This is a genomic window from Streptomyces sp. NPDC050433 (assembly GCF_044458565.1).
In the GTDB taxonomy this organism is placed as follows: domain Bacteria; phylum Actinomycetota; class Actinomycetes; order Streptomycetales; family Streptomycetaceae; genus Streptomyces.
The window spans coordinates 1-16,948 of sequence record NZ_JBITIB010000029.1; the positions used below are offsets into that span (position 1 = coordinate 1).

Consider the following 16,948-nt stretch of genomic DNA (forward strand, 5'->3'; position numbering starts at 1 on the left):
CCGCCCCCCGGCTCCCGCTTCCCAAAAAAACCCCCCCCGCCCCCCCCCCGGGGGCCCCCCCCGCGGCCGGCGGGGGGGCCCCCCTTTTTGGGGGGGGGCCCCCGCCCGGCGTCCGGCGTTCAGCTCTGGGCGGTGCGCATGTCGCCCAGGTGGTGGACGCGCACCATGTTCGTCGTGCCGGGCACACCGGGCGGCGAGCCGGCCGTGATGATCATGATGTCCGACTCGTTGTAGCGCTGGAGCTTCAGCAGCTCCGCGTCCACGAGATCGACCATCGCGTCCGTGGTGTTCACATGCGGGACGACGAAGGACTCGACGCCCCAGCTCAGCGAGAGCTGGTTGCGTGTCGCCGCGTCCGTCGTGAAGGCCAGGATCGGCTGGCAGGTGCGGTAGCGCGAGAGCCGGCGGGCCGTGTCGCCGGACTCGGTGAAGGCGATCAGCGCCTTGCCGCCCAGGAAGTCCGCGATCTCGCAGGCCGCGCGCGCGACCGAACCACCCTGCGTACGCGGCTTCTTGCCCGGTACGAGCGGCTGGAGGCCCTTCGACAGCAGCTCGGTCTCGGCGGCCACGACGATCTTCGACATGGTCTTGACGGTCTCGACCGGATACGCGCCGACGGACGACTCCGCCGACAGCATGACCGCGTCCGCCCCGTCCAGGATCGCGTTCGCCACGTCGGACGCCTCGGCACGCGTCGGACGGGAGTTGGTGATCATCGACTCCATCATCTGGGTCGCCACGATCACCGGCTTGGCGTTGCGGCGGCACAGCTCGATGAGGCGCTTCTGCACCATCGGGACCTTTTCGAGCGGGTACTCCACCGCCAGGTCGCCACGGGCCACCATGACGCTGTCGAACGCCGCGACGACCGCCTCCATGTTGGCGACGGCCTGCGGCTTCTCGACCTTCGCGATGACGGGGACCCGGCGGCCCTCCTCATCCATGATCTTGTGGACGTCGTTGATGTCGTCCGCGTCGCGCACGAAGGACAGCGCGACCATGTCGCAGCCCATCCGCAGGGCGAAGCGCAGGTCCTCGACGTCCTTCTCGGAGAGCGCCGGGACATTGACCGCCGTACCCGGCAGGTTGATGCCCTTGTGGTCGGAGATGACCCCGCCCTCGATGACCAGCGTCCTGACCCGCGGACCGTCGACCTCGGTCACCCGCAGCTCGACGTTGCCGTCGTTGATCAGGATCTGGTCGCCCTTGGCGACGTCCCCGGGCAGGCCCTTGTAGGTGGTGCCGCAGATGCCCTTGTCCCCGGCGACATCCTCGGTGGTGATGACGAACTCGTCACCCCGCACCAGCTCGACGGGACCCTCGGCGAAGGTCTCCAGCCGGATCTTCGGGCCCTGGAGGTCGACGAGCACGCCCACGGCCCGGCCGGTGGCCTCGGCCGCCTTCCGGACGCGGTGGTACCGCTCCTCGTGCTCGGGGTGGGACCCGTGGCTCATATTCAGTCGGGCCACGTTCATACCGGCCTCGATGAGCGATTTCAACTGCTCGTACGAGTCGACGGCGGGGCCTAGGGTGCAGACAATTTTGGAACGGCGCATAAGGCGGATCCTATCGTTTTGTTTCCGCGCGGAATATTCCGTCTGGCGGAAAGCACAAATGGGCGGAGTGACGCTCAGGCGTCGACCGCGCCGACCAAGGCGAAAGTCTGGCGGGCGATCTCCATTTCCTCATCGGTCGGCACGACGGCGACGGCGACGCGCGCGTGCTCCGGCGATACGAGGCGCGGCTCGCCGGACCGTACGGCGTTCAGTTCCGCGTCCACGACCAGCCCCAACTCCCCCAGCCCGGCGATCGCCGCCGCCCGCACCGGCGCCGCGTTCTCGCCGACGCCCGCGGTGAACACCACCGCGTCCACCCGGCCGAGCACCGCGTAATAGGCGCCGATGTACTTCTTCAGCCGGTGGATGTAAATGTCGAACGCCAGCGTCGCCGCGGCGTCGCCCGCGTCGACCCTGCGGCGGATCTCCCGCATGTCGTTGTCACCGCACAGCCCCGTCAGGCCGCTCTTCTTGTTGAGCAGTTCGTCGATCTCGTCGGTGCCCATCCCGGCCACCCGCTCCAGATGGAAGACCACCGCCGGATCGATGTCCCCCGAGCGCGTACCCATCACCAGGCCCTCCAAGGGCGTCAGCCCCATCGAGGTGTCCACGCAGCGCCCGCCCGCGACGGCCGACGCCGACGCCCCGTTACCCAGGTGCAGCACGATCAGATTCAGCTCCTCGGGCGCCCGGCCCAGCAGCTCGGCGGCCCGCCGGGAGACATACGCGTGCGACGTGCCGTGGAACCCGTAGCGCCGGATCCGGTGCGCGTCGGCCGTCTCGACGTCGATCGCGTACCGCGCCGCGTGCTCCGGCATCGTCGTGTGGAACGCGGTGTCGAAGACGGCGACCTGCGGCAGATCGGGGCGCAGGGCCCGCGCCGTCCTGATGCCGGTGATGTTCGCCGGGTTGTGCAGCGGCGCCACCGGCACCAGGCGCTCGATCTCCGCGAGCACGGCGTCGTCGATGACCGTCGGGGCGCTGAACTCCAGCCCGCCGTGCACCACTCGGTGGCCGATCGCCGCCAGCTCGGGGGAGTCGATGCCGATGCCGTCCCGCGCCAGCTCCTCGGCGACGGCCTTCAGCGCCGCGTCGTGATCGGCGATCCGCTCCGTACGCTCGCGCTTGCCGGCGTCCGCCCCCTCGCCCGACGGCGTGTGCACCAGCCGAGACGCGCTCTCGCCGATGCGCTCGACGATTCCGGCGGCGAGACGGCTGCCGTCGCGCATGTCCAGCAGCTGGTACTTCACGGACGAGGAGCCGGAGTTGAGCACGAGGACTCGGGTGGCCTGGGAGGTCACGGGCGGGATGCCTTTCGGGGAGGGAGCTGTGTACGGAAGCGGGGGAGCGGCGTCAGGCGTCGTCGCCCTGCGCCTGCACGGCCGTGATGGCGACGGTGTTCACGATGTCCTGCACCAGGGCGCCGCGCGACAGGTCGTTCACCGGCTTGCGCAGCCCCTGCATCACCGGACCCACCGCCACCGCGCCCGCCGAACGCTGCACGGCCTTGTACGTGTTGTTGCCGGTGTTCAGGTCCGGGAAGATCAGCACCGTCGCGCGCCCCGCCACCTCCGAGTCCGGCAGCTTCGTCGCCGCGACGCTCGGCTCCACCGCCGCGTCGTACTGGATCGGCCCCTCGATCCTCAGCTCCGGCCGCGCCGCGCGCACCAGCTCCGTCGCCTCACGCACCTTGTCGACATCCGCGCCCGAGCCCGACGTGCCCGTCGAGTACGACAGCATCGCGATCCGCGGCTCGACCCCGAACCGCGCGGCGGTCGCGGCGGCCTGCACCGCGATGTCCGCGAGCTGCGCGGCGTCCGGGTCCGGGATGACCGCGCAGTCGCCGTACACGAGCACCTTGTCGGCCAGGCACATGAAGAAGACGGAGGAGACGCTGGACGAGGGCGTCAGTTTCTTGCCGGCTTTGATGATCTCGAACGCCGGGCGGATCGTCGCCGCCGTGGAGTGCACCGAACCCGACACCATGCCGTCGGCCAGCCCCGCGTCGACCATCAGCGTGCCGAAGTAGTTCACGTCGGCCACCACGTCGTACGCCAGCTCCACCGTCACGCCCCGGTGCGCGCGCAGCTGCGCGTAGCGCTCGGCGAACCGCTGCCGCAGCTCGTCCTTCGCCGGGTCGACGAGCTGGGTGCCCGCCAGGTCGATACCGAGATCGGCGGCCTTCTTGGCGATGATGTCGACGTCCCCGAGGAGCGTCAGGTCACACACGTCGCGGCGCAGCAGCACGTCCGCCGCGCGCAGCACCCGCTCCTCCGTGCCCTCCGGCAGGACGACCCGGCGGCGTACGGCACGGGCCTGCTCCAGCAGGTCGTGCTCGAACATCATCGGTGTCACCCGGCCACTGCGCGCCACCGACATCCGGGCCAGCAGATCGCCGGTGTCCACGTACCGCTCGAAAAGACCGAGCGCCGTCTCCGCCTTGCGCGGCGTATCGGCGTTCAACTTCCCTTCCAGCGAGAAGAGTTCACCCGCCGTCGGGAAGGAACCCGCGACCACCGAGACGACCGGTGTGCCGGGCGCCAGCTTGGCGGCGAGGGCCAGGACCGAGTCGGCCGGCCGCTCGTCCAGCGTCAGCAGGATGCCCGCGATGGGCGGCGTCCCCGCCGAGTGCGCGGCGAGCGCGCCCACCACCAGATCCGCCCGGTCGCCCGGCGTGACCAGCAGACAGCCCGGCGTCAGCGCGCCCAGCAGATTGGGCAGCATCGCGCCGCCGAAGACGAAGTCCAGCGCATCGCGAGCCAGCCCCGCCTCGTCCCCGAGCAGCACCGTGCCGCCGAGGGCGCGGGTGATCTGCGCGACGGTCGGGGCGGCCAGCGCGGCCTCGTCGGGGAGTGTGTAGCAGGGCACCGGCAGCTGCGCCCCGAGCTGTGCGGCGATCGCGTCGCGGTCCTCGGGGGCGACCCGGTTCACGACCATCGCGAGGACGTCGCAGCCCAGCACCGCGTACGCCCGGTGGGCGTTGCGCGCCTCGGCCTGTACGGACTCGGCCTGCTGGCCCTTGCCGCCGACCACGGGTATGACGGAGGCGCCGAACTCGTTGGCCAGCCGGGCGTTGAGCGCCAGCTCGTCGGGCAGCTGGGTGCCGGCGAAGTCGGTGCCGAGGACCAGGACGACCTCGTACTCCCGCGCGACCTCGTGGAAGCGCCGCACGAGCTGCTGGACCAGCTCGTCCGTACCCCCGTCGGCCTGGATCCGGGCGGCCTCCGCGTAACCGAGGCCGTAGCCGGACGCGGGGTCCTGCGAGAGCCGGTAGCGGGCCCGCAGCAGGTCGAAGAGACGGTCGGGGCCGTTGGCATGGACCAGCGGACGGAAGACGCCCACCCGGTCCACCTGCCGGGTCAGCAGCTCCATGACCCCCAGCTCGACGACCTGCCGGCCGTCCCCGCGTTCGATCCCGGTCACGTACACGCTGCGTGTCACGCGTGCTCTCCTGTTCGACTTCGGCTGTTCGGCGACGATGGTGGGCTGGGGGAATTCCTGTTTCTGCCGTTAGGCCCGTTAGGGTGGCAACGCCCTCTTGACAATACCTGTGGGGGTGGGTACGGCGCCTCCGAGGTGGGTAGGCGGTACGGCCCGTGGCACGGCTCGTAGGCGACACCCCTAGCGACCAGGAGACACAGCTCGATGCGTATCGGAGTTCTCACCGCAGGCGGAGACTGTCCCGGCCTGAACGCCGTGATCCGCTCGGTCGTCCACCGCGCGGTCACCGGGCACGGGGACGAGGTCATCGGCTTCGAGGACGGATTCAAGGGCCTGCTCGACGGCCACTACCGCCCGCTCGACCTCGACTCCGTCAGCGGCATCCTGGCACGCGGCGGCACGATCCTCGGCTCGGCCCGGCTGGAGCGCGGCCGGCTGCGCGAAGCGGCCGAGAGCGCGGACGAGTTGGGCCGCAGGTACGGCATCGACGCGCTCATCCCGATCGGCGGCGAGGGGACCCTCACGGCGGCCCGGATGCTCTCCGACGCGGGCATGCCCGTCGTGGGCGTGCCGAAGACCATCGACAACGACATCTCGTCCACCGACCGCACGTTCGGCTTCGACACCGCCGTGATGGTCGCCACCGAGGCGATCGACCGGCTCAAGACCACGGCCGAGTCGCACCAGCGCGTCATGGTCGTCGAGGTGATGGGGCGTCACGCGGGCTGGATCGCGCTGGAGTCGGGCATGGCGGGCGGCGCGCACGGCATCTGCCTGCCGGAGCGGCCCTTCGAGGTCGACAGCATCGTGAAGATGGTCGAGGAGCGCTTCGCGCGCGGCAAGAAGTTCGCGGTCATCTGTGTCGCCGAGGGCGCGCACCCGGCCGAGGGCTCCATGCACTACGCGAAGGGCGAGATCGACCAGTTCGGCCACGAGCGCTTCGAGGGCATCGGCAACCGCCTCGCGGGCGAACTGGAGCGCCGCATGGGCAAGGAGGCCAGGCCGGTGATCCTGGGGCATGTGCAGCGCGGAGGGACGCCGACGGCGTACGACCGGGTGCTGGCGACACGCTTCGGCTGGCACGCGGTGGAGGCGGTGCACAACGGCGACTTCGGCAGGATGACGGCGCTGCACGGCACACGGGTGGCGATGGTCCCACTCGCCCAGGCGGTCACCCGCCTCAAAACGGTGCCGGAGAACCGGATGTTCGAGGCGGAGTCGGTGTTCTAGGCGGTGTCTTGTCGGTCAGGCCGGGTCCCGTCCGGCGCTCACCCCTTCACCGCGCCGCCGAGCGCGAAGCCCCCGCCCAGCCTGCGCGAGATCAGGATGTAGAGCAGCAGCACCGGTGTGGAGTAGAGGATCGAGAACGCCGCCAGCTGGCCGTAGATCACCGAGCCGTAGTTGCCGAAGAACGTGAAGATCGACACCGACGCGGGCAGTTGGTCGGGGGAGAGCAGCAGCATGAACGGGACGAAGAAGTTCCCCCAGAGCTGGATGAACGTGTAGATCATCACGACCGTCATGCCGGGCCCCATCAGCGGCAGCACGATCCGGGTCAGCGTCTGGAGCATCGAGGCCCCGTCCGTCCACGCCGCCTCCTCCAGGACCGTCGGCACCCCGTCCATGAAGTTCTTCATCAGCCAGATGGAGAAGGGCAGTTGGGACGTGGCGAGGAACAGCGCCGTGCCGTACATCGTGTCGACCAGATTGACCTGGACGAACAGTCCGTACACCGGGACCATGATCGCGGTGATCGGCAGACACGTCGTGAACAGGATGGTCAGCAGATAGGGGCGGCTGAACCGCGAGCGGTAGCGGGACAGCGGATACGCCGCCAGGGCCGCGCACGCCACCGTCAGGAGCGTCGCACTGCCGCACAGCAGCAGGCTGTTGAGCATCGGCGTGAACGTGATCTCGTCGGTCAGGACCGCGCTGAAATTCTCCGTGGTCGGCGACGACGGCAGCCGTACCCGCAGGTCCGCCTCCGCGTCGACGGAGGACAGCAGCAGCCACAGCAGCGGGAGCAGGAACGCCGCCGCCACCGCCACCAGCGCGGCGTCCGAGGCGAGCCGGACGCGAGTGGCGCGCTTCATCCCGCGGTTCATCCCCCGCTTCATCACACCTCCACCTTGAGCAGGCGCACATAGACGACGGAGAACAGCGCGCCCACGAGAAGCAGCAGCAGCGCGACCGCCGTGCCGTAACCGATCAGGCTCTTGAGGAACGCCTGGTCGTACATGAACACCGGCAGCGTCTGGCTCCGGTTGCCGGGACCACCTCGCGTCATCGCCCAGATCAGTCCGAAGACGGACAGCGTGGAGAGCGTGTTGAGCATGAGATTGGTGCCGATGGAACGCCGGATCATGGGCAGTGTGATGTGCCACAGCCGCCGTACCCCGTTCGCGCCGTCGACCTCCGCCGCCTCCGTGATGTCCTTCGGGATCTCGGACAGCGCGGCGGAGTAGATCAGCATGGAGAACGCGGTGCCGCGCCATACGTTGGCGAACGACACCGCCAGGATCGGAAGCGTGAACAGCCAGTTCTGGGACGGCAGATGGAACCAGTCCAAGATGGCGTTCAGCGTCCCCTCCCGGCGGAAGAACGCGTACAGCAGGAACGCCGCGACGATCTCCGGCAGCACCCACGCCGCGATCACGACGGCGCCCGTGACGGTGCGCACCGGCCTCGACGCGGCCCGCATCAGGCCGGCCAGCGCCAGCCCGATCGTGTTCTGGCCGACGATCGACGACACGAAGGTGAAGACGAGCGTCAGCCAGACCGCGTTGCGGAAGTTGTCGTCAGCGAAGGCCCGGCGGAAGTTGTCCAGGCCCACGAAGTCCGACGTGGACGAGCCGGTCAACTGCGTGTTGGTGAAGGCGATCCAGACGCAGTAGCCGATCGGCCCCGCCAGGAACAGGAGCAGCAGCACCGTGGCCGGGGCCAGCGGCAGCCAGCGCAACGGCCGCGACTTGCGGCCGCGACGGCCTTCATCACCGCCGCGGCCCCCCGCCGGCAGCGCGGGCCCGCCCTTGCCGACCGGCCCGCCCGCCGTGCTCACCGCGCTCACGGCGCCGCCGCCGTCACCGCCGGGGCGGCGTCCGCGCCGGTGCTCACTTCTCGACCACCGCGCCGTCGGCGATCGTCTTCAACTGCTCGTCGTACGCCTTCGCCGCGTCCGCCGCGGACGCGTCCCCCGTCGTCACCGACTCCATCGCCTCGCCGATGGCGGACGAGACCTGCGGGTAAACAGGCAGCGCGGGGCGGTAGTTGGTCACCTCGACCAGCTTGGTGAAGAAGTCGATACCGGGCATCGACTTCAGATACCTCGGATCGGCCGCCACATCCTCGCGGACGGCGATCTGCGCGCCGACGACATCCCACTCGACGGCGTTCTCCTTCGTCTGCTGCGTCTTGATGAACTCGAAGGCCAGGTCCGGGTTCTGTGCCTTCTGCGGGATAGACCACGCCCACCCGCCGGACATCGACACGCTGCCGGGTGCCTGCCCGTTCTGCGTCGGCATCGGTGCCTGGGCCAGTTCGGTGGACCATTCGGGCCACTCCTTGGGGCCCTTGTTGATCCAGTTCTGCCCCATCCAGGACCCGTCGAGGGAGATCGCCAACTTGCCCTCGGGGAAGAACTCGGTCGCCACGCGCGTACCGATGTTGGGGTCGAGCGCGTCGGAGACGTCGGGCCCCAACTTCTCGGAGTACACGGTCCGTACGAAGTCGAGCGCGTCCACGAAACCCTTGTTGCCGGCCACCCACTTCTTCGCCGCCGGGTCGTAGAGCGGGTCCGCGCCCGTGCCGTACAGCAGCATCTCGAAGCCCTGCATCACCGCGGCCTCGCCGGGGCCCTTGCCGGTGTAGACGTTGAGCGGGATCGCGTCCGGGACCTCGCGCTTGACGGTGCGCGCCGCTTCCAGGACCTCCTCCCAGTTCTTCGGCTGCCAGTCGGCGGGCAGCCCCGCGTCGGCGAAGATCTTCTTGTTGAACCAGAGGCCGCGGGTGTCGGTGCCGTCCGGGACGCCGTACGTCTTGCCGTCCTCCGCCTTCGCGGCTGTCTTCGCCGTGTCGACGAACTGGCCCCAGTCCTCCCACTTGTCCAGGTACTCGTCCAGCGGGCGCAGATAGCCCGCCTTGATGTCGGAGTTGATCCGGAAGGTGTCCTCGTAGACCAGGTCGGGCGCGGTCTTCGGGGAGCGCATCATCTGCTGCGCCTTGGTGGCGTAGTCGTTGTCCGGGGCCTGGATCGGGATCAGTTCGACCTTCTTGCCCGGATTGGCCTCCTCGAACTGCTTCTTCACGGACTCCAGATAGTTGTCCTTGAAGCGGATCTTGTTGTCCGTCGATCTGTTGTAGGCCACCTTGACGGTGTCCGGATCGCTTCCGGACCCGCCGCCGCACGCCGTGAGCGCACCGGCGGCCAGGACCGTGACGAGGATCAGTGGGGCGGTGGGGCGCACGGGCACGACCTCCTCTTTTAGCCGCGAAGGGCTGCCCGGCGACCGTAGGTCTGCCCCAATATCAAGGTCAATCCCCGTGCACCGCCGACTCGTTGCGGGGTACGAGCGGGCGGACCCCGGCGGCCGTGAAACGTACGAAGCCCTCCGGGTCCGGTTCGTCGGGGGTCGGCTGGAGCACCACGGTGTCGGCCCCGGCCTCCGTGAGGGCCAGCACCGCCTCGGCGACGGCCTCGGCCGGGCCCGCGACCCCGTACGGACCGTCAGGCCCCCAGGCGTCGCCCATGGCGTCCAACTCGGCCCTCAGCCGCGCGGCGGCGTCCGGGCCGGTCGCCGTGTGGAGGTAGACGACCACCGGGTGATGACCGGTGCGCCCGGCCGACTCCCGCCCCTCCGCGATGAGTTGGCGCGAGCGGCGCACCAGGTCGGGCGACGTGCCGCCGGTCAGGATCGTGCCGTCGGCGGCCTCGCCCGTCAGCCGCATCGTGCGCGGACCGGTGGCGCCCGCGAACACGGCGGGAGGCGCGGGCGTGGTGGACGGCGGCCAGTCGAGCGCGACGGCGTCCAGCTTCACGTAGCGCCCGTCCGTCGTCACCCGCTCACCGGCCAGCAGCGCGCGCAGCGCCACCAGGTGCTCGCGCAGCAGCGTCATGGGCGACTCCACGCGCGTACCGGTCTGCGCCATCCAGTCCTGGACGCCGTGGCCGATCCCGAGGACGGCCCGCTCCGGGAACAGCCGGTGCAGGGTGGCGGCCTCCATGGCCGTCAGCGCGGCGTTGCGCAGGGGTACGGGGAGCAGACCGACGCCGACACGCAGCCGCTCCGTCCAGGCCAGGGCGGCGGACGCGGCGGCGATACCGCTCTCCAGGAAGCAGTCCTCCCAGAGCCACAGCTCGTCCAGACCGGCCTCGTCCGCGGTGCGGGCGATGTCGCGGAGTCGTTCGGGGGGCAGTTGGGGGCGGAACACGGCGCCGAGAACAGTCATGGCGGCATTGTTCACCGCGGGGTGCGGGCGCGACCAGGGGTCGCCCGGGCGCCACCGGGGGCCACCGTGGCCCACCGGGTGCTACCGGGTCACGATGATCCACCGGTACTGCAGCTCCGGGCGTCCGATCTGGCCGTACTGGGGACTGCGGTCCGCCTGCCCGGCGCTGACCAGGTGCTCCAGATAGCGGCGCGCGGTGATCCGTGAGATACCGAGCCTGGCCGCCGCCTCCGTGGCGGTCAGCCCCTCCCGCGTATCGCGCAGCGCACGCGTCACCGACTCCAGCGTCGGCCCGCTGAGCCCCTTCGGCAGCGACGCGGGCTGCGGCGCCCGCAGCGCGCCCAGCGCCCGGTCCACCTCGTCCTGCCCGGTGGCCTCACCGGCGGCGGCGCGGAACTCGGCGTAACGGCTGAGCCGGTCACGGAGCGTGGCGAAGGCGAACGGCTTCAGTACGTACTGCACGACGCCCAGCGACACCCCTTCGCGTACGACCGTGAGATCGCGCGCCGACGTGACGGCGATGACGTCCGCGTGGTGGCCGGCGGCCCGCAGGCTGCGCAGCAGATGCAGCCCGTGCCCGTCCGGCAGATAGAGGTCGAGGAGGATCAGGTCCACGTCCGTACGCTCCAGGGCGCGCCCCGCCTCGACCCGCGAGTGGGCGACCCCGGCCACCTCGAAGCCGGGCACCCGGCCCACGTACAGCTGATGGGCGTCGGCGGCTACGGGGTCGTCCTCGACGACGAGGACGCGAATGGGGCGAGGCGCGCCGTCCGTGGTCCCGGTCCCGGTCATGATCCGCCGTGCTCCCCACCGTCGGTCGTGGCACCGGTGTCGGCCGTGGCACCAACCATCGATTGTGCCCTGCCCGCGCCCGTCGCGGCACCCGCGCCCAGCGGAAGCCGCACGGTGAACTCCGCCCCGCCGGCCCGCCCCGGTGTCAGCTCCACCGTGCCGTGCGCCCGGTGCACCGCCTGGCGTACGAGAGCCAGGCCCAGCCCGCGTTCCGCGCCCCTGGTCGACCAGCCGCGCCGGAACACCTCCTCCATGTCACCGGGCGCGACGCCCGGCCCCGTGTCCCGTACCCGCAGCAGCAGCCCGCCGTCCTCGACCAGCGCGGTGACCGTGACCCGCGCGCCCTCCGTGCCCTGGGCGGCGTCCATCGCGTTGTCGATCAGATTGCCGAGCATCGTCACGAGATCGCGCGCCGCGAGCGACGGCGGCAGCACCCCGTCGTCTATGCGGCTGTCCTCGGCGAGCACCAGCTCCACGCCGCGCTCGTTCGCCTGCGCCGCCTTCCCCAGCAGCAGCGCCGCCAGCACCGGCTCCGCCACCGCGCCGACGACCCGGTCCGTGAGCACCTGAGCCAGCTCCAGCTCCGCCGTGGCGAACTCCACGGCCTCGTCGACACGCCCCATCTCGATCAGCGACACGACCGTGTGCAGCCGGTTCGCCGCCTCGTGCGCCTGCGAGCGAAGGGCCTGGGTGAAGCCCCGCTCCGAGTCCAACTCGCCCGACAGTGCCTGGAGTTCGGTGTGGTCACGGAGCGTGGCGACCGTACCGCGCCGTTCGCCGCCGATCACCGGTCGGGTGCTGACGACCACGATCCGGTCGGCCGTCATATGGACCTCGTCCACGCGCGGCTCCGACGCGAGAAGCGCGCCGACGAGCGGGGCGGGCAGCCCCAGCTCGTCGATGTTGCGGCCCACCGCGCTGTTGTCCAGACCCAGCAGCTCCCGCCCGCCGTCGTTGATCAGCGCGATCCTGCGCCGCCCGTCCAGCATGAGCAGCCCCTCGCGCACGGCGTGCAGCGCGGCCTCGTGGTAGTCGTGCATCCGGCTCAGCTCGGCCGCGTTCATCCCGTGGGTGTGCCGGCGCAGCCGCGCGTTGATGACGTAGGTGCCCACACCGCCGAGCGCGAGGGCGCCACCGGCCGCCAGCGCCAGGATCTTGACCTGCTCCTCCAGCTGGCTGGAGATCCGGTCGACGGTGATGCCGACGCTGATCAGCCCGGTGATCCGCCCGTCGTCCTTGATCGGGGTCACGGCGCGGGTGGAGGGTCCGAGGGTGCCGGTGTAGGTCTCGGTGAAGGTCTTGCCGAGCAGCGCGGGCTCGGTGGTGCCGATGAAGGGCAGCCCGATCAGCTGGGGATTCGGGTGCGTCCAGCGCGTCCCGTCCGGCTTCATGATCGTCACGAAGTCCACGCCGGTGTCGATCCGTACGTGCTCCGCGTACGGCTGGAGCGCCGCGGACGGGTTGTCGGACCTGATGGCCTCCCGTACGGACGGGGAGTCCGCCATGGCGCGCGCCGTGGCCGTCACCTGGCGCTTCGCGGTCTCCTCGGCCTGCGCCCGGTCCGTGAAGTACGCGAACAGCGCGCATCCGGCCACGACGACCGCGACCAGTACGACCTGCATCGCGAAGAGCTGGCCTGCGAGGCTCCGGGGACGGGGTAGCTGCATGACACAAGTCTGCCTGGCCGAAATCGTATGAACGAAATGCACGTAAGGGTGACCGGCATCACAGGCTGATGGATAGTCGCCGGGACCCCCTCGGGACGGGAGGGTCGCGTAGGGACAAACGAGTCAAGGAGGACCCGTGGCCGCTACTCGGGACCGTACCCATTATCTGTATCTGGCCGTGATCGCCGCAGTGATTCTCGGAATCACGGTCGGATTCGCTGCCCCGGGGGTGGCCGTCGAGCTGAAGCCCATCGGGACCGGCTTCGTCAACCTCATCAAGATGATGATTTCCCCGATCATCTTCTGCACGATCGTGCTGGGCGTCGGATCCGTCCGCAAGGCCGCCAAGGTCGGCGCGGTCGGCGGTCTGGCCCTCGGCTACTTCATGGTCATGTCGACCGTGGCGCTGGCCATCGGCCTCGTCGTCGGCAACATCCTGGAGCCCGGCGCCGGACTGCACATCACCGACGCGACGGCGGACGCCGGCGCGGCGCAGGTGTCCGGCGAGGCCGAGAGCACCGCCGAATTCCTGGTCGGCATCATCCCGACCACGCTCGTCTCCGCCTTCACCGAGGGTGAAGTGCTCCAGACGCTGCTCGTGGCGCTGCTCGCGGGCTTCGCGCTCCAGGCGATGGGCTCCACCGGCGAGCCGATCCTGCGCGGTATCGGGCACATCCAGCGCCTGGTCTTCCGCATCCTCGCGATGATCATGTGGGCGGCCCCCGTGGGTGCCTTCGGCGCCATCGCGGCGGTGGTCGGCGAGACCGGCATGGACGCGCTGAAGTCACTGGCGGTCATCATGATCGGCTTCTACGTGACCTGTGCGCTGTTCGTCTTCCTGGTGCTCGGCGTGCTGCTGAAGCTTGTCACCGGCATCAACATCTTCGCGCTGCTGAAGTACCTGGCGCGCGAGTTCCTGCTGATCGTCTCCACCTCGTCGTCGGAGTCGGCGCTGCCGCGTCTGATCGCGAAGATGGAGCACCTGGGTGTCAGCAAGCCCGTCGTCGGCATCACCGTGCCGACGGGCTACTCCTTCAACCTCGACGGCACCGCGATCTACCTCACGATGGCGTCGCTGTTCATCGCCGAGGCGATGGGCGACCCGCTCGCCATCGGTGAGCAGATCGGGCTCCTGCTCTTCATGATCATCGCGTCGAAGGGCGCGGCGGGTGTCACCGGCGCCGGCCTGGCGACCCTGGCGGGCGGCCTTCAGTCGCACCGGCCCGAACTGGTCGACGGTGTCGGCCTGATCGTCGGCATCGACCGTTTCATGAGCGAGGCGCGTGCCCTGACGAACTTCGCGGGCAACGCGGTCGCCACGGTCCTCGTCGGGACGTGGACCAAGGAGATCGACCGGGCCAGGGTGGACGAGGTGCTGGCCGGCCGGATCCCGTTCGACGAGAAGACGCTGGTCGACGACCACGCGCCGGCCGGCGACCAGGGTCCGAGCCTGACGAAGGACTCCGGCGGTTCCTCGGACCTGCCGGAGCAGCGAGACGCGGACGAGGCGCCGGCGAAGGTCTGACCCGAGCCGCCGTAGCCCCGCCCGACCCAGGTCGGGGGTTGATCCCCCTTCCCCCGGCCCTTCGATGACCGGCCCGTACGGAGACGTCCGTACGGGCCGGTCTTCCGCGTGCGGGCCGCTCTCCTGTCAGCCGAAGGGGATCCGGACGACCGACTGGTTGCCGATGCCCAGCCTCAACTCACAACGCAGCCACATCTGCAGCTGCCGCGTCAATGGTGACCTGGACGATCTCTCAACACGATCTACATGGGTCGGCGCCGCGCGCCTGTGGCATGTTCCATGGCGCTGCTGAGCGCGAAGAGCTGTTCCAGGCGGTCAGGGTGGCCGATGAGTTGCAGGCCCAGTGGCATGCCCTGACCATTGCGGTGGCCGGGGATGGTCACGACCGGTAGACCCAGAAGCTGCCACGGGCGGCTCAGGACCGGTGATCCGGTGGCGGTCAGCCCCTTCGGCGCGGGTCCGGGAGCGGCGGGTCCGAGGACGGCGTCAACGTCGGCCAGCAGAGACAGCATCGCGGCGCGTTCCCGCTCGGCAAGGGCAAGCGCCTGCCGGTAGTCCGTGGTGGAGATCGCTCGGCCGTGTGCCAGGAGTTCGTTGAGCGGGGTGCTCAGCTGATCCGGGTGCGTTCCTTCCGCAGCGAGTTCGCGCGCAGCCTCGTAGGCCATGATCGTGCTGTGCGTGTCGACGAGTCGGGGTGTCAGGGCGGACCAGTCGACATCGACGAGTACCGCACCACGGGCCACGGCGTCTTCGGCGGAGCGGATCAAGGCCGCCTGCATGTCCGCTGCGACCGCGGTCAGCTCGGTACCCGACCACAGTGCCAACTGCGGGCGGGTGGGCGGTTCCAGTGGTCCGGGGAGGCGGCCCGCGGTCAACGCCTCGTGGACGAGGTGGAGATCCGTGACGGAGGGGGTCAGTAGCCCGACCGTGTCGAGGCTGGGAGAAAGGCCTGCGAATCCCTTGGTGTCGAGTGGCCCTCCGACGGGCGCCGCGAACCCGGCAACTCCGCAGTAGGCGGCCGGCCGGGTCAGCGAGCCGGCGGTCTGGCTGCCGAGGGCGAGAGGGACCACGCCCGCGGCGACGGCGGCCGCTGAGCCGCTGGAGGAACCGCCGGGCGTGTGCGCCGGGTTGTGTGGATTCCTGGTGGGGCCCGGCGAGAAGTAGGCGAACTCCGTGGTGACCGTCTTTCCCAGCGGGATCGCGCCCAGTTGCCGAAGCCTGGCCACCAACGGAGCGTCCGTCTCCGCCAAGCGGCCCTGTCGCAGTGGTGATCCGCACTCGGTGGGCAGGTCGCGGACGTCGATGATGTCTTTGACGCCGAACGGAATGCCCCGCAGGGGACCGCCGGCCGGCTCGCCGTCGAGCTGCCGTGCGGCGTACTGCGCTCCGTGCCGGTCGACCCGCACCCATGCCCGTACGTCGGGCTCCCTGCGGTCGAGGCGTTCCAGGGCGTCGCTGACGGCCTCGCTCGGGCTCGACTCCCCCTCGGCGATCCGGGTCACGAGAGCGGACAGGGTGGTGTCGCCGTCCAGGGTCGGCATCGATGTCACTCCTTTCACGGGGGCGGGCTACAGCTCCAGGACGAGCCGGGCCGTTCGGGCCCGTGACACGCACGTGGCGATCTGGTCGCCCGCCGCCTTCTCCTTGCGGGTCAGGCAGTTGTCGCGATGGTCCGGCACACCGTCAATGATCGTGAGCACGCACGTGCCGCAGATGCCCTCACGGCACGATGTGTCGACCTCGATGCCGCCGTCCGCCAGTACCTCGACGATGCTGCGCCCAGGCGGGACCTGGAAGACCTCACCCGTGTCCAGTTCCACCTCGAACGCGTCCCCTGCCTCGGCCGTGGGCTCCAGCGGCTGGAAGTGTTCGACGTGGATGTTGTCCTCGGGCAGGGTCCGGAGCGCCGTGTCGTGGACGCGTTGCATGAACTCCTTGGGGCCGCAGGTGTACACGTGGGTCGTGGAGTCCACGTCCGCCAGTGACTCCACCAGGACTTCTGGTTGTGCGCTGCGGTCGATGCCGAAGTGGAACTCGACGTCGGCAGCGAACTCCGGACTCTCCAGCAGGGACACGAACGCCGCCTGCTCGCGGCTGCTCGCGAAGTAGTGGAGCCGGAACTGGGCGCCGCTGCGCCGCAGTTGGTACGCCATGCTCAGCAGCGGGGTGATCCCGATGCCGGCCGCGACCAGGACGTGCCGGCTTGCGGCGGGCTCGATGCGGAAGAGGTTGCGGGGTTCGCTGATGGCGAGTTCGTCACCGACCGAGACCTGTTCGTGCAGAGCCGCGGAGCCGCCTCTCGAGGCGTGCTCTCGTTTGACGGCGATAAGACAGGAGCCGGTGTCTTCGGGCGGACCGCACAGCGAGTACTGCCGAGTGATGCCGCTCGGGCCCAGGACGTCTACGTGCGCGCCGGCCTCATACGGTGTGAAGGGGCGTCCGTCGCTGCGCCGAAGCCGCAGGTACCTCACCGTGCCGTGTTCGGTCGTCGTCTCACTGACCGTGACTGTGATCATCGTTGC

General features: G+C 70.1%; 13 protein-coding genes. 2 read left to right on the top strand and 11 right to left on the bottom strand.

Annotation, left to right across the window (positions count from 1 at the left end; all coding sequences use genetic code 11):
• Positions 1–119: 119 nt before the first annotated feature.
• From pyk to pta, 3 genes are all read right to left on the bottom strand, one after another.
• Positions 120–1,556 carry a pyruvate kinase gene (gene pyk / locus ACIBLA_RS29300; RefSeq protein WP_363243348.1) on the bottom strand — a complete coding sequence of 479 codons (1,437 nt, stop codon included), beginning with the start codon at positions 1,554–1,556 and terminating at the stop codon, positions 120–122.
• 74 nt (positions 1,557–1,630) lie between these two features.
• Positions 1,631–2,857 (bottom strand): acetate kinase, encoded by a 1,227-nt coding sequence (locus ACIBLA_RS29305; protein ID WP_399200365.1) that lies wholly within the window; start codon positions 2,855–2,857, stop codon positions 1,631–1,633.
• Between the two features lie 52 nt (positions 2,858–2,909).
• Positions 2,910–4,997, bottom strand: a complete 2,088-nt coding sequence (gene pta / locus ACIBLA_RS29310) for a phosphate acetyltransferase (protein WP_363243346.1) — start codon at positions 4,995–4,997, stop codon at positions 2,910–2,912.
• Positions 4,998–5,201: 204 nt separating this feature from the next.
• On the opposite strand from pta, the gene ACIBLA_RS29315 reads away from it, so the two are divergent.
• Positions 5,202–6,227 carry an ATP-dependent 6-phosphofructokinase gene (locus ACIBLA_RS29315; RefSeq protein WP_363243345.1) on the top strand — a complete coding sequence of 342 codons (1,026 nt, stop codon included), beginning with the start codon at positions 5,202–5,204 and terminating at the stop codon, positions 6,225–6,227.
• A gap of 38 nt (positions 6,228–6,265) precedes the next feature.
• Here the strand turns inward: ACIBLA_RS29315 and ACIBLA_RS29320 are convergent, their stop codons facing one another.
• The 6 genes from ACIBLA_RS29320 to ACIBLA_RS29345 form a co-directional block, all read right to left on the bottom strand.
• Positions 6,266–7,090, bottom strand: coding sequence for a carbohydrate ABC transporter permease (locus ACIBLA_RS29320; protein WP_363243344.1), 825 nt, complete (start codon positions 7,088–7,090; stop codon positions 6,266–6,268).
• A gap of 23 nt (positions 7,091–7,113) precedes the next feature.
• Positions 7,114–8,013: a sugar ABC transporter permease gene (locus tag ACIBLA_RS29325; RefSeq protein WP_363243357.1), complete on the bottom strand. Its 900-nt coding sequence runs from the start codon at positions 8,011–8,013 to the stop codon at positions 7,114–7,116.
• 94 nt (positions 8,014–8,107) lie between these two features.
• Complete coding sequence (locus ACIBLA_RS29330; protein WP_363243343.1) at positions 8,108–9,460, bottom strand: extracellular solute-binding protein; 1,353 nt, start codon at positions 9,458–9,460, stop codon at positions 8,108–8,110.
• Positions 9,461–9,527: 67 nt separating this feature from the next.
• Positions 9,528–10,442, bottom strand: a complete 915-nt coding sequence (locus tag ACIBLA_RS29335) for an LLM class flavin-dependent oxidoreductase (protein WP_399200366.1) — start codon at positions 10,440–10,442, stop codon at positions 9,528–9,530.
• An 81-nt stretch (positions 10,443–10,523) separates the two neighbouring features.
• Entirely contained in the window at positions 10,524–11,234 is a 711-nt protein-coding gene (locus ACIBLA_RS29340) for a response regulator (RefSeq protein WP_363243341.1), read from the bottom strand.
• Positions 11,231–12,901 carry an ATP-binding protein gene (locus ACIBLA_RS29345; protein WP_399200367.1) on the bottom strand — a complete coding sequence of 557 codons (1,671 nt, stop codon included), beginning with the start codon at positions 12,899–12,901 and terminating at the stop codon, positions 11,231–11,233. Before ACIBLA_RS29345 ends, ACIBLA_RS29340 begins: the two co-directional genes overlap by 4 nt.
• A gap of 136 nt (positions 12,902–13,037) precedes the next feature.
• On the opposite strand from ACIBLA_RS29345, the gene ACIBLA_RS29350 reads away from it, so the two are divergent.
• Positions 13,038–14,426, top strand: a complete 1,389-nt coding sequence (locus ACIBLA_RS29350) for a cation:dicarboxylate symporter family transporter (RefSeq protein ID WP_399200368.1) — start codon at positions 13,038–13,040, stop codon at positions 14,424–14,426.
• Between the two features lie 242 nt (positions 14,427–14,668).
• Here the strand turns inward: ACIBLA_RS29350 and ACIBLA_RS29355 are convergent, their stop codons facing one another.
• Positions 14,669–15,967, bottom strand: a complete 1,299-nt coding sequence (locus tag ACIBLA_RS29355) for an amidase (protein ID WP_399200369.1) — start codon at positions 15,965–15,967, stop codon at positions 14,669–14,671.
• 27 nt (positions 15,968–15,994) lie between these two features.
• Positions 15,995–16,942 carry a PDR/VanB family oxidoreductase gene (locus ACIBLA_RS29360; RefSeq protein ID WP_399200370.1) on the bottom strand — a complete coding sequence of 316 codons (948 nt, stop codon included), beginning with the start codon at positions 16,940–16,942 and terminating at the stop codon, positions 15,995–15,997.
• Between the last annotated feature and the right edge of the window lie 6 nt (positions 16,943–16,948).

Bases quoted from the DNA above. Each gene is read 5' to 3' on its own strand.
- ACIBLA_RS29345 (WP_399200367.1), bottom strand. From the start codon at position 12,901: ATGCAGCTACCCCGTCCCCGGAGCCTCGCAGGCCAGCTCTTCGCGATG.
- ACIBLA_RS29360 (WP_399200370.1), bottom strand. From the start codon at position 16,942: ATGATCACAGTCACGGTCAGTGAGACGACGACCGAACACGGCACGGTG.
- ACIBLA_RS29320 (WP_363243344.1), bottom strand. From the start codon at position 7,090: ATGAAGCGCGCCACTCGCGTCCGGCTCGCCTCGGACGCCGCGCTGGTG.
- pyk (WP_363243348.1), bottom strand. From the start codon at position 1,556: ATGCGCCGTTCCAAAATTGTCTGCACCCTAGGCCCCGCCGTCGACTCG.
- ACIBLA_RS29340 (WP_363243341.1), bottom strand. From the start codon at position 11,234: ATGACCGGGACCGGGACCACGGACGGCGCGCCTCGCCCCATTCGCGTC.
- ACIBLA_RS29335 (WP_399200366.1), bottom strand. From the start codon at position 10,442: ATGACTGTTCTCGGCGCCGTGTTCCGCCCCCAACTGCCCCCCGAACGA.
- ACIBLA_RS29355 (WP_399200369.1), bottom strand. From the start codon at position 15,967: ATGCCGACCCTGGACGGCGACACCACCCTGTCCGCTCTCGTGACCCGG.
- ACIBLA_RS29315 (WP_363243345.1), top strand. From the start codon at position 5,202: ATGCGTATCGGAGTTCTCACCGCAGGCGGAGACTGTCCCGGCCTGAAC.